At 60.2% G+C, this 11,968-nt stretch carries 13 protein-coding genes; all 13 read left to right on the top strand.

The annotated features are described in order from the left end of the window. Nucleotides 1–2: 2 nt before the first annotated feature. Nucleotides 3–344, top strand: coding sequence for an ISC system 2Fe-2S type ferredoxin (gene fdx / locus KUA23_RS24905; RefSeq protein WP_025859275.1), 342 nt, complete (start codon nt 3–5; stop codon nt 342–344). 14 nt (nt 345–358) lie between these two features. Next, complete coding sequence (iscX, locus tag KUA23_RS24900) at nt 359–559, top strand: Fe-S cluster assembly protein IscX (RefSeq protein ID WP_003238461.1); 201 nt, start codon at nt 359–361, stop codon at nt 557–559. Nucleotides 560–651: 92 nt separating this feature from the next. Beyond that, nucleotides 652–1,077 (top strand): nucleoside-diphosphate kinase, encoded by a 426-nt coding sequence (ndk, locus tag KUA23_RS24895; protein ID WP_003175956.1) that lies wholly within the window; start codon nt 652–654, stop codon nt 1,075–1,077. A 29-nt stretch (nt 1,078–1,106) separates the two neighbouring features. Then, nucleotides 1,107–2,255, top strand: a complete 1,149-nt coding sequence (rlmN, locus tag KUA23_RS24890; protein WP_025859274.1) for a dual-specificity RNA methyltransferase RlmN — start codon at nt 1,107–1,109, stop codon at nt 2,253–2,255. Nucleotides 2,256–2,267: 12 nt separating this feature from the next. After that, nucleotides 2,268–3,026, top strand: a complete 759-nt coding sequence (pilW, locus tag KUA23_RS24885; protein ID WP_100492183.1) for a type IV pilus biogenesis/stability protein PilW — start codon at nt 2,268–2,270, stop codon at nt 3,024–3,026. Further along, entirely contained in the window at nt 3,026–4,033 is a 1,008-nt protein-coding gene (locus tag KUA23_RS24880) for a RodZ domain-containing protein (protein WP_214497444.1), read from the top strand. The genes pilW and KUA23_RS24880 overlap by 1 nt, the downstream gene beginning before the upstream one ends. A 2-nt stretch (nt 4,034–4,035) precedes the next feature. Next, nucleotides 4,036–5,145 (top strand): flavodoxin-dependent (E)-4-hydroxy-3-methylbut-2-enyl-diphosphate synthase, encoded by a 1,110-nt coding sequence (gene ispG, locus KUA23_RS24875; RefSeq protein WP_025859271.1) that lies wholly within the window; start codon nt 4,036–4,038, stop codon nt 5,143–5,145. 21 nt (nt 5,146–5,166) lie between these two features. Continuing rightward, nucleotides 5,167–6,456: a histidine--tRNA ligase gene (gene hisS, locus KUA23_RS24870; RefSeq protein WP_078050101.1), complete on the top strand. Its 1,290-nt coding sequence runs from the start codon at nt 5,167–5,169 to the stop codon at nt 6,454–6,456. A 41-nt stretch (nt 6,457–6,497) separates the two neighbouring features. After that, complete coding sequence (locus tag KUA23_RS24865) at nt 6,498–7,139, top strand: YfgM family protein (RefSeq protein WP_078050100.1); 642 nt, start codon at nt 6,498–6,500, stop codon at nt 7,137–7,139. Continuing rightward, the gene (gene bamB / locus KUA23_RS24860; protein WP_078050099.1) at nt 7,132–8,283 is read left to right on the top strand and encodes an outer membrane protein assembly factor BamB; all 1,152 of its coding nucleotides are present in this window, start codon (nt 7,132–7,134) and stop codon (nt 8,281–8,283) included. Before KUA23_RS24865 ends, bamB begins: the two co-directional genes overlap by 8 nt. Nucleotides 8,284–8,417: 134 nt before the next feature. Continuing rightward, on the top strand, nt 8,418–9,887 hold the full coding sequence (der, locus tag KUA23_RS24855; RefSeq protein WP_078050098.1) for a ribosome biogenesis GTPase Der: 1,470 nt from the start codon (nt 8,418–8,420) through the stop codon (nt 9,885–9,887). 114 nt (nt 9,888–10,001) lie between these two features. Then, nucleotides 10,002–11,150 carry a pyridoxal phosphate-dependent aminotransferase gene (locus KUA23_RS24850; protein ID WP_252993008.1) on the top strand — a complete coding sequence of 383 codons (1,149 nt, stop codon included), beginning with the start codon at nt 10,002–10,004 and terminating at the stop codon, nt 11,148–11,150. Continuing rightward, nucleotides 11,138–11,929, top strand: coding sequence for an amidohydrolase (locus tag KUA23_RS24845; RefSeq protein ID WP_099494232.1), 792 nt, complete (start codon nt 11,138–11,140; stop codon nt 11,927–11,929). Before KUA23_RS24850 ends, KUA23_RS24845 begins: the two co-directional genes overlap by 13 nt. The last annotated feature ends 39 nt before the right edge of the window (nt 11,930–11,968 follow it).

Raw genomic sequence — 11,968 nt, 5'->3', positions numbered from 1 at the left:
CAATGCCGCAGGTCATTTTTCTGCCACACGCCGAGCACTGCCCGGACGGTATGGTCGTGGAGGCTGAGACCGGCAAGTCCATCCTCGAAGTTGCCCATGACAACCACATCGAAATCGAAAGCGCCTGCGGCGGTGTGTGCGCTTGCACCACGTGCCATTGCGTGATCCGCGCGGGGTTCAACTCGCTCAACGAAGCCGATGAGCTGGAGGAAGACTATCTTGATAGAGCCTGGGGCCTGGAAGCGACTTCGCGCCTGACCTGCCAAGCCATCGTCGGAACAGAGGACATCACCGTCGAAATTCCGAAATATTCCCTCAACCATGCTGCCGAAGCGCCGCATTGATTCAAGGAAATGTCATGAGCCTGAAATGGGTTGATGTACAAGAAATCGCTATACAACTTGCTGAAGCCCATCCGGAGGTCAATCCTCTTACGGTCAACTTCGTCAAGCTGCGCAATCTGGTGATGGAGCTGCCGGACTTCGATGACATCCCTGATCGGGGTGGCGAGAAGGTCCTGGAGGCGATTCAAGGCCTGTGGATCGAAGAAGCAGACTGAGCCGCCTTTTTACGCAGTTAGGCAATACCCAATAACCCGCGTATAATTCGCGGGTTTAATTTTTCGTAAATTACCGTTTCTGGAGTTACACCATGGCTGTTCAACGTACTTTCTCCATCATCAAGCCTGACGCTGTTGCAAAAAACGTCATCGGCGAGATCACCACTCGTTTCGAAAAAGCCGGCCTGAAGGTTGTAGCTTCGAAACTCAAGCAACTGTCCAAGGCTGAAGCTGAAGGCTTCTACGCTGAGCACAGCGCTCGTGGTTTCTTCGGCGACCTGGTTGCCTTCATGATCTCCGGTCCTGTGGTTGTTCAGGTTCTGGAAGGCGAAAACGCTATCGCTTTGAACCGTGAGCTGATGGGCGCTACCAACCCTAAAGAAGCCGCTGCCGGCACCATCCGTGCTGACTTCGCTGAGTCCATCGACGCCAACGCTGTACACGGTTCGGACTCCGAAGCCGCTGCTGCTCGCGAAATCTCGTACTTCTTCGCAGCTACTGAAGTAACCGCTCGCTAAGCATCGGCTTAAAGAGTGAGGGTGAATCCATGACGACATCGACTGTAAAAACCAACCTGCTGGGGCTGACCCAGCCGGAAATGGAGAAATTCTTCGACTCAATCGGGGAGAAGCGTTTCCGTGCCGGTCAGGTAATGAAATGGATTCACCACTTTGGCGTCGACGATTTCGACGCCATGACGAACGTCAGCAAGGCCCTGCGCGACAAGCTCAAGGCCATTGCTGAGGTCCGTGGTCCCGAAGTGGTCAGCGAGGACATCTCCAGCGACGGCACCCGTAAGTGGGTGGTGCGCGTGGCGTCCGGCAGCTGCGTCGAGACTGTTTACATTCCCCAGGGCAAGCGCGGCACTTTGTGCGTTTCGTCCCAGGCAGGCTGTGCCCTGGACTGCAGTTTCTGCTCCACCGGCAAGCAAGGCTTCAACAGCAACCTCACCGCCGCCGAAGTGATCGGCCAGGTGTGGATTGCCAACAAATCCTTTGGCAGCGTCCCGGCAACCGTCGACCGTGCCATCACCAACGTGGTGATGATGGGCATGGGTGAGCCGCTGCTGAACTTCGACAACGTCGTTTCGGCCATGCACCTGATGATGGACGACCTGGGCTACGGCATCTCCAAGCGCCGTGTGACCCTGTCGACCTCCGGCGTGGTGCCGATGATCGATGAGCTGTCCAAGCACATCGACGTCTCCCTGGCGTTGTCGCTGCACGCACCCAATGACGCATTGCGTAACCAATTGGTGCCGATCAACAAGAAGTATCCGCTTAAGATGCTGCTCGAATCTTGCCAGCGCTACATGTCGTCCCTGGGCGAAAAGCGCGTGCTGACCATCGAGTACACCTTGCTCAAAGACATCAACGACAAGGTTGAACACGCGGTCGAGATGATCGAGCTGCTCAAGAACATCCCGTGCAAGATCAACCTGATTCCGTTTAACCCGTTTCCACATTCTGGCTACGAGCGGCCGAGCAACAACGCCATCCGCCGTTTCCAGGATCAACTGCACCAGGCCGGCTACAACGTCACCGTACGCACCACCCGTGGTGAAGACATCGACGCCGCCTGTGGCCAATTGGTAGGGCAGGTGATGGACCGCACCCGCCGCAGCGAGCGCTATATCGCCGTGCGTGAACTGAACGCCGCCGACGATCTGCCGCAAATTGCTGTGAATCGAATCTGAGAGAGGATCTCTATGCCCTTGCGCCTTGCGCTGCTTTTGCTTGTTACCGGTCTAGTGGCCGGTTGTGTTTCATCGGGCCATGACAGCCCTTTGCAAACAGGTAAAGGCCGTGATGAGGCGCGAGTTGCCTATGTGCAATTGGGCTTGGGCTACCTTCGACAAGGCATGAGTGAACAGGCCAAGGTGCCGCTGAAGAAGGCCCTCGAGCTGGACAGCGACGATGCCGACGCCAATGCCGCACTGGCCCTGGTGTTCCAGGCCCAGGCCGAGCCGGAGCTGGCCGAACGGTATTTTCACAAGGCCCTGGCTTCCCGTCCTGCCGACCCGCGGCTGCTGAACAACTACGGCAGTTTCCTGTTCGAGCAGAAACGTTATGACCAGGCCGCCCTTTATTTCCAGCAAGCCAGCGCCGATACCCTCTATCCTGAGCGTTCGCGGGTGTTCGAGAACCTCGGGGTCACCTCGATGCGTCTTGGCCAGCGTGACAGCGCTCGCCAGCAGCTGGAAAAAGCCCTGCATTTGAACGGTCACCAGCCTCGGGCATTGCTCGAAATGGCTGAGTTGTCCTACGAAGACAGGCATTATGTGCCGGCACGTGACTATTACGAGCGTTTTAGCCTGCTCAGCGGGCAAAATGCACGTAGTCTATTGCTCGGTGTGCGCCTGGCGACGGTTCATGAAGAACGCGACACGGCCGCACGTTTTGGCCAGCAACTCGAACGACTCTATCCCGGTACGCCGGAATATCAGCAATACCTGTCGGAGCAATGATGAAAGCGGCGCACCCGGAAGTTGTAGCAGCTAATCGCGTAAACCCAGGCGATACCTTGCGTCAGGCCCGCGAAAGCAATGGTTGGTCGCTGGCAGAAGTGGCCCTCAAGCTCAATTTGACCACCACGTCCCTGGGCAACCTGGAAGCCGGCGCGTTCGATAAGCTGCCTGGGCACACCTTCGCCCGTGGCTATATCCGTGCCTACGCCAAGTTGCTGGGTATCGACCAGGCGGTACTGGTCCAGGAATTCGACCAGTTCACCGGTACCGACTCCCAGGGCAGCAATGTGCATGGCCTGGGTCGCATCGAAGAGCCGGTGCGGGTTTCCCACACGATTTTGCGAATTGTCAGCCTGTTGCTGCTGATCGCGGTCATTGGTGGCGGTTTCGTCTGGTGGCAAGACCAGGCCTCCCAGCGCTCCAAGGACCTCACCAGTAACGCCATGGAGCACGTCGAAGTCGAAAGCGCCGATGGCACCACCCAGATTCATCCACTGGATGAGCCGGAAGACCAGGCTGTGGCCGAGGGGCAGGCCGCGCCTGAAGCGCCGCTTGCCACAGAGCAGCCAGCAACGGAATCCGCACCCGCCGCCACCGCTGCCGCACCGGCGCCCGCGACACCGGCTGCACCGGCTCACACCCCGGCAGCTCCGGTCGCCCAGGCCCATACGCCGGCCGCTCCTGCGCAAGCGCCTGCTACCACCGCTCCAGCCGCGCCGGCAGCCCCTGCGATTTCGCCGCCCACCACCCCAGCCCTGATCGCCGGTGATGGCCGCGTACAGATTACCTTCATCGCTGACTGCTGGACGCAAGTCACCGATGGCAATGGCAAAGTGCTGTTTAGCGGTCTGAAGCGTAAGGGAGATACGCTCGACCAAGGCGGCAAGCCTCCTTTGACGCTGCGTCTGGGCTTTGCCCGTGGCGCGCAAGTGGCCTACAACGGCCAGCCTGTGGACGTGGCGCCGTTCACCAGTGGCGAGACCGCTCGCCTGAAGTTGGGACAATAGTCATGCACGGCGAATCTCCAATCAAACGTCGCGTATCGCGCAAGATCTGGGTCGGCTCCGTGCCGGTGGGTGGCGACGCCCCCATCGCAGTACAGAGCATGACCAATAGCGACACCAATGATGTGGCCGCCACCGTTGCCCAGATCAACCGTCTGGAAGCTGCTGGCGTGGACATCGTGCGCGTCTCCGTGCCGGACATGGACGCTGCCGAAGCGTTCGGCCGCATCAAGCAACTGGTCAAAGTGCCGTTGGTGGCCGACATTCACTTCGACTACAAGATCGCATTGCGCGTAGCCGAGCTGGGTGTGGACTGCCTGCGTATCAACCCGGGCAACATCGGTCGTGAAGACCGTGTGCGCGCAGTGGTTGACGCTGCGCGCGACCGTGGCATTCCAATTCGTATCGGCGTCAACGCCGGTTCCCTGGAAAAAGACCTGCAAAAGAAATACGGCGAGCCTACCCCGGCGGCGCTGGTTGAATCGGCGCTGCGCCACGTTGAGCACCTGGAGCGCCTGAATTTCCAGGACTTCAAGGTCAGCGTAAAGGCCTCCGACGTGTTCATGGCGGTAGAAGCCTACCGCCTGCTGGCCAAGGAAATCGTGCAGCCATTGCACCTGGGTATCACCGAAGCGGGCGGTTTACGCTCAGGCACAGTGAAATCTGCGGTGGGTCTCGGTATGCTGCTCGCCGAAGGGATTGGCGATACTATCCGCATCTCCCTCGCGGCAGACCCGGTAGAGGAAGTGAAGGTCGGTTACGACATTCTCAAATCCCTGCATTTGCGTTCCCGAGGCATTAACTTCATTGCCTGCCCGAGCTGCTCACGGCAGAACTTCGACGTGGTGAAAACCATGAACGAACTGGAAGGGCGCCTCGAGGACCTGCTGGTGCCGCTGGATGTGGCGGTGATCGGTTGCGTGGTCAACGGTCCGGGTGAAGCCAAAGAGGCGCATATCGGCCTGACCGGCGGTACACCCAACCTGATCTACATCGACGGCAAGCCGTCGCAGAAGTTGACGAATGACAATCTGGTGGATGAGCTCGAAAGACTGATCCGCGAGAAAGCGGCCGAGAAGGTCGCGGCTGACGCAGCGCTGATCGCGCGCGGCTAAGAACGAATTTAAGGATTTGATGTGAGCAAGTCTCTGCAAGCCATTCGTGGCATGAACGACATCCTGCCGGAGCAGACGCCGCTGTGGCGCTATTTCGAGGGCACTGTCGCGCGCCTGCTGGATAACTACGGTTATAAGCAGATCCGCATGCCGATCGTCGAATTCACCGAGCTGTTCAAGCGCTCTATCGGTGAAGTGACCGACATCGTCGAAAAAGAGATGTACACCTTTGAAGACCGCAACGGCGACTCCCTGACCCTGCGTCCGGAAGGCACTGCCGCATGCGTGCGCGCCGTGCTCGAGCATGGCCTCACCGGTGGCGGCCAGCCACAAAAATTGTGGTACATCGGGCCGATGTTCCGCCACGAGCGCCCGCAGAAAGGTCGCTATCGCCAGTTTCACCAGATCGGCCTGGAGGTGTTCAACCTCGACGGTCCGGACATCGACGCCGAGCTGATCGTGCTGACCTGGCGCCTGTGGGGCCTGCTGGGCATCCGCGACGCGGTCAAGCTCGAACTCAACAGCCTGGGCACCAGCGAATCCCGTGGCCGCTACCGCGTCGCCCTGGTCGAGTACCTGTCCGCCCACCTGGACAAGTTGGACGAAGACAGCCAGCGCCGTCTGAAAACCAACCCGTTGCGCGTCCTTGATACCAAGAACGCCGACACCCAGGCCGTGCTGGTCAACGCGCCAAAAATGGCCGATTACCTGGACGACGAATCCCGTACGCACTTCGAAGGCCTAAAGGCTCGCCTGGATGCGGCCGGTATTCCGTACGTGATCAACCCGAAACTGGTGCGTGGCCTCGACTACTACAGCAAGACCGTGTTCGAGTGGGTCACCGACAAACTCGGCGCCCAGGGCACCGTGTGTGCCGGTGGTCGCTATGACGGCCTGGTCGAGCAAATGGGCGGCAAGCCGACCACGGGCGTAGGGTTTGCCATGGGCATCGAGCGGCTGATCCTGTTGCTGGAAACCCTGGAGCAGGTCCCGGAAGAGATCTCCCGGCAGGTGGACGTGTACCTGTGCGCCTTTGGCGAGGCGGCCGAACTGGCGGCCCTGGCCCTGAGCGAAAAAGTCCGCGATCAACTGCCGAACCTGCGCCTGCAGATCAATGCCGGCGCCGGCAGTTTCAAGAGCCAGTTCAAGAAGGCCGACAAGAGCGGTGCGCTGTATGCACTGATCCTCGGCGAAGACGAGCTGGCCCAGCAAGTGATAGGTTTCAAACCCCTGCGTGGCCAGGGTGAGCAACAGAACATTGCCTTTGATGCGCTCGCTGCGCACTTGGCCACCTGCGTCGTGCAGGGTTGAAGCTGTCGAACAGCCGAATTTAGCGATTAAGGAGTATTGGGGTGTCGAGTACTGATGATGAGCAACTGGCCGAGTTCAAGGACTGGTGGCAGCGCAACGGCAAGCCCCTGGTTACTGGCGGCCTGCTGGCTTTAGTGGTGGTGTTCGGCTGGCAAGCCTGGACCAAGTATCAGGCCAACCAGTCCCAAGGCGCCTCGATCCTCTATCAGCAATTGCTGGAAACTACCCTGACGCCGGACGGCAAGCCTGACCCTGCGCAGGTTGCAGACCTGGCCGGCAAGCTGAAGAACGAATTCGGCGGGACCACCTACGCCCAATACGGCAGCCTGTTTGTCGCGAAAGTCGCGGTCGACACCGGCAAGCTGGATGACGCCGCCGCTGAGCTGAAGGCCATCGCCGACAAGCCGACCAACCCGACCCTGGGTGAAATCGCACGTCAGCGCCTGGCTCAGGTACTGGCGGCACAGAACAAGGCTGACGAAGCACTCAAACTGCTCGACGGCGATGCTGACAAGGCATTTGTAGCCACTCGCGAAGAGCTCAAGGGCGACCTGTTGGTCCAATTGGGTCGTACCGACGAAGCCAATGCTGCGTACCAAAAAGCCAAGGCGGCGCTGTCTGATGAAGCGGCGGTCGGTGGCTTACAAATCAAGCTGGACGACTTGGCCAAAGGGGATGCGTGACGTGATCCGTTGGAAACATGCAGCATTGCTGGCTCTGGCCGTTCTGGCCGCGGGTTGCAGCAGCAACAGTAAGAAAGAACTGCCGCCTGCGGAGCTGACCAGCTTCAAGGAAGAAGTGGTCCTGCAAAAGCAGTGGAGCCGCTCCATCGGTGATGGCCAGGGTGAAACCTACAACATGCTGGTACCGGCAATCGACGGTGACAGCATTGTGGCCGCTGACGTGACCGGCGTGGTGATCTCCATGGATCGCATGAACGGCGACGTTAAGTGGAAGAAAGACCTCGAATTGCCTGTCTCCGGCGCCGTCGGCGTGGGTTACGGCATGGTCCTGCTCGGCACGCTGAAAGGCGAAGTCGTGGCGCTGGATTCCAGCACCGGTGAAGAGAAATGGCGCGCTCGCGTGACCAGTGAAGTCCTCGCACCGCCTGCCACCAACGGCGATATCGTCGTGGTGCAGACCCAGGATGACCGCGTGATCGGCCTCGACGCCAGCACTGGCGAACAGCGCTGGTTGTACGACAGCACCCCGGCGGTGCTGACGTTGCGCGGTACCAGTGGTCCGATTGTGACCAACAATCTGGCCGTGGCAGGCCTGTCGACCGGTAAAGTGGTCGCCCTGGATACCCAGAACGGCGTGCCGGCCTGGGAAACCCGTGTGGCCATCCCTCAAGGTCGTTCCGAACTGGACCGCGTAGTGGACATCGATGGCGGCTTGCTGCTGTCCGGTGAAACCCTCTACGTCGCCACTTACCAGGGCCGTGTTGCGGCACTGGACCTGCAGAGCGGCCGTGTTAACTGGCAGCGTGATGCTTCCAGCTACGCCGGTGTCGCCCAAGGGTTTGGCAGCGTCTACGTAAGCCTCTCGTCCGGCACCGTTGAAAGTGTCGACGAGCGTTCCACCACTGCACTGTGGAGCAATGACTCCCTGGCTCGCCGCCAACTGTCGGCGCCGGAAGTATTCTCCAGCTACGTGGCGGTCGGTGACTTCGAAGGCTACCTGCATCTGCTGAGCCAGGTGGATGGTCGCTTCGTGGGTCGCGAGCGTATCGACAGCGACGGCCTGCGTGCGCGTCCGCTGGTGGTGGGTAACATGCTTTATGTGTATGGCAACAGCGGCAAGCTGGAAGCCCTGACCATCAAGTAAGAACTATGCTTGGGGTAACACCCAGGCGGCCCCGCTTCGGCGGGGCATGCGGCATTTGATTATGCTGCCCCGAGCACCAGCCGCTGCCTTGCAGCGGCTTTTGTATTTTCTGAAATAACGAAGTGGAGAGCCGCATGGTTCCCGTAATCGCCCTGGTGGGCCGACCTAACGTCGGCAAGTCCACCTTGTTCAACCGCCTGACCAGGACTCGCGACGCCATCGTCGGCGACTTGTCCGGTCTGACCCGTGATCGCCAATACGGTGAGGCAAAGTGGCAAGGGCGCTCCTACATTATTGTCGACACCGGTGGTATCTCCGGTGACGAGCATGGCATGGACGAAAAGATGGCCGAGCAGTCGCTGCTGGCCATTGAAGAAGCCGACGTCGTGTTGTTCCTGGTGGACGCCCGTGCGGGCTACACCGCTGCTGACCAGATGATTGGCGAGCACCTGCGCAAGCGCAACAAGCGTTCCTATCTGGTCGCCAACAAGATCGACAACATCGATCCTGAGCAGGCCCGTGCCGAGTTCAGCCCGATGGGCCTGGGCGACGCGATTCCAATCGCCGGTGCCCACGGTCGCGGCATCACCCAGATGCTGGAAGTCGCCTTGCGCGACTTCCCCAAGGATGACGTCGAGGAAGAAGAGGGCGAGGAAGAGATCGTCGCCGAAGGTGAGGAAGCCAAGCGCATTCCTGGCCCGAGCGAAAAAGACGGTATCAAGATCGCCATCATCGGCCGCCCTAACGTCGGCAAGTCGACCCTGGTCAACCGCATGCTCGGTGAAGACCGGGTCATCGTCTATGACCAACCCGGCACCACCCGTGACAGCATCTACATCCCGTTCGAACGTAACGACGAGAAGTACACGCTGATCGACACCGCCGGTGTGCGCAAGCGCGGCAAGATCCACGAGGAAGTTGAAAAATTCTCGGTGGTCAAGACCCTGCAGGCGATCAAAGACGCCAACGTGGTGATCTTCGTGATGGATGCCCGCGAAGGCGTGGTGGACCACGACCTCAACCTGCTGGGCTTTGCCCTCGAGGCCGGTCGTGCCCTGGTGATCGCGATCAACAAGTGGGACGGCATGACGCCGAGCGAGCGCGACTTCGTCAAGATCGAGCTGCAGCGTCGCCTGTTCTTTGTCGAGTTCGCTGATATCCACTTTATCTCGGCACTGCACGGCACCGGCGTGGGCAACCTCTACGCGTCCGTGCAGAACTCGTTCAAGTCTGCGGTGACCCGCTGGCCGACCAACCGCCTCACCCAGATCCTGGAAGACGCCGTTGGCGAGCACGCGCCACCGATGGTCAACAACCGCCGGATCAAACTGCGTTACGCCCACTTGGGGGGTGCCAACCCGCCGATTATCGTGATCCACGGTAACCAGATCGAGAAGGTGCCGAAGTCCTACGTGCGTTACCTGGAAAACACCTACCGCCGCGTCTTGAAACTGGTCGGTACGCCGATCCGTATCGAGTTCAAGGGTGGTGAGAACCCATACGAAGGCAACAAGAACACACTGACTGACCGTCAGGTGAACAAGAAGCGTCGCTTGATGACTCACCACAAGAAGGCCGATAAGAAGCGCCGCGACAAGCGCTGATTTCGACCTCGCGAAAAGGGCTCTTGAAGAGCCCTTTTTTGTGCGCGACCGTTTGTGCCTTGACCCGGTGCGGCCGGCAGCTTAAAACTTGAGGCTCACCTGCAGGGGCCTCCGATGATCACCAGCAAGCTGCCGAATGTCGGCACGACCATTTTCACCACCATGTCGCAACTCGCAGCCGAAACCGGCGCACTCAACCTGTCCCAGGGCTTTCCGGACTTCAATGGCCCCCAGGGTTTGCTCGATGCGGTGGGCAAACATATCGCCCTCGGTCACAACCAATATGCGCCCATGACCGGCCTACCGGTGCTGCGTCAGCAGGTGGCGGCCAAGATCGCCCGCAGTTATGGCGCCACGGTGAATGCCGACAGCGAGGTGACCATCACCCCTGGCGCCACCGAGGCGATCTTCTGTGCGATCCAGGCGGTGATTCGCAACGGCGATGAAGTCATCGTGTTCGACCCCAGCTACGACAGCTACGAGCCCTCAGTGGAACTGGCCGGCGGTCGCTGCGTGCATGTGCAACTGAGCCTGGACGGCTTTGCCCTCGACTTCGAGAAGATCAAGGCCGCGCTGTCACCGCGCACGCGCATGATCATCCTCAACTCCCCCCACAACCCGACTGGCGCGCTGATCAGCCGCGCCGAACTGGACCAATTGGCCGAACTGATCCGCGACCGTGATATCTACCTGGTCAGCGATGAAGTCTACGAGCACCTGGTCTTCGACGGCGTGCCCCACGTCAGCGTGCTGGCCCATGAAGAGTTGTACCAGCGCGCTTTCGTGGTCAGCTCGTTCGGCAAGACCTACCACGTCACCGGCTGGAAAACCGGCTACGTTGTCGCGCCGCCGGCCCTCAGCGCCGAACTGCGCAAGGTGCATCAATACGTCAACTTCTGCGGCGTAACCCCGCTGCAGTATGCGTTGGCCGACTTCATGGCCGAACACCCGGAACACGTCGAGGAGCTGCCGGCGTTCTATCAGGTCAAGCGCGACCTGTTCTGCGATTTGCTTGCTCCGTCCCGTTTCAGCTTTACCCGTGTGACTGGCACCTACTTTCAGCTGGTGGATTACTCACAGATCCGCCCGGACCTGGATGACGTCGCCATGTCTCTCTGGATGACCCGCGAACACGGCGTGGCCACCATTCCGGTCTCGGTGTTCTACCAAACCCCACCCCAAGGCCAGCGCCTGGTGCGCCTGTGCTTTGCCAAACGCGAGGAAACGCTGCAACAAGCGGCGGAAAAACTATGCGTGATCTGAGTGCACTGCCGAACCTGACTCTCGCCCTGGTCCAGACCAGCCTGGCCTGGCACGACCGCCAAGCCAACCTCGATCATTTCGAGCTGCTGTTGGAGCAGGCCAAAGGTGCCGACCTGATCGTACTGCCGGAGATGTTCACCACCGGTTTCTCGATGGAGTCGCAAACCCTCGCAGAGCCCGAGAACGGCCCGACCCATCGCTGGCTCCAGGCCCAGGCGGCGAAGTACAACGCGGTGATCACTGGCAGTGTGATCATCCACGCCGCCGACGGCAGCCACCGCAATCGCCTGCTGTGGGCACGACCGGACGGCGAGGTGCTGCATTACGACAAGCGCCACCTGTTCCGCATGGCTGGCGAGCACGACCACTACACCCCCGGCGAACGCCAGGTGCAGTTCGAGTTGAAGGGCTGGCGTATACGCCCATTGATTTGCTACGACCTGCGCTTCCCGGTGTGGAGTCGCGATGCTCAGGACACTGACCTGCTGCTGTACACCGCCAACTGGCCGGGTGCGCGGCGCCTGCATTGGAACCGACTGCTGCCGGCACGGGCCATCGAGAACCTGTGCTACGTGGCGGCGGTGAACCGCGTGGGCACGGATGGTAAGGGGTTTGCCTACACCGGGGACAGCCAGGTGCTGGACTTTCAGGGTGAGACGCTGCTGAGTGCGGGGGAGGCGGATGGGGTGTTCCAGGTGAACCTGGATGCGGCGGAATTGGCGGCATATCGCACCAAGTTCCCGGCCAACCTGGATGCCGATAGCTTTCAGTTTGTCTGAACCACCGCCATCGCGGGCAAGCCCGGCTCCCACACTTGG

This window comes from Pseudomonas pergaminensis, from assembly GCF_024112395.2.
GTDB lineage: Bacteria > Pseudomonadota > Gammaproteobacteria > Pseudomonadales > Pseudomonadaceae > Aquipseudomonas > Aquipseudomonas pergaminensis.
This window is presented reverse-complemented; position numbering and strand designations above follow the sequence as displayed.

Bases quoted from the DNA above. Each gene is read 5' to 3' on its own strand.
- fdx (WP_025859275.1), top strand. From the start codon at position 3: ATGCCGCAGGTCATTTTTCTGCCACACGCCGAGCACTGCCCGGACGGT.
- iscX (WP_003238461.1), top strand. From the start codon at position 359: ATGAGCCTGAAATGGGTTGATGTACAAGAAATCGCTATACAACTTGCT.
- ndk (WP_003175956.1), top strand. From the start codon at position 652: ATGGCTGTTCAACGTACTTTCTCCATCATCAAGCCTGACGCTGTTGCA.
- rlmN (WP_025859274.1), top strand. From the start codon at position 1,107: ATGACGACATCGACTGTAAAAACCAACCTGCTGGGGCTGACCCAGCCG.
- pilW (WP_100492183.1), top strand. From the start codon at position 2,268: ATGCCCTTGCGCCTTGCGCTGCTTTTGCTTGTTACCGGTCTAGTGGCC.
- KUA23_RS24880 (WP_214497444.1), top strand. From the start codon at position 3,026: ATGAAAGCGGCGCACCCGGAAGTTGTAGCAGCTAATCGCGTAAACCCA.
- ispG (WP_025859271.1), top strand. From the start codon at position 4,036: ATGCACGGCGAATCTCCAATCAAACGTCGCGTATCGCGCAAGATCTGG.
- bamB (WP_078050099.1), top strand. From the start codon at position 7,132: ATGCGTGACGTGATCCGTTGGAAACATGCAGCATTGCTGGCTCTGGCC.
- der (WP_078050098.1), top strand. From the start codon at position 8,418: ATGGTTCCCGTAATCGCCCTGGTGGGCCGACCTAACGTCGGCAAGTCC.
- KUA23_RS24850 (WP_252993008.1), top strand. From the start codon at position 10,002: ATGATCACCAGCAAGCTGCCGAATGTCGGCACGACCATTTTCACCACC.
- KUA23_RS24845 (WP_099494232.1), top strand. From the start codon at position 11,138: ATGCGTGATCTGAGTGCACTGCCGAACCTGACTCTCGCCCTGGTCCAG.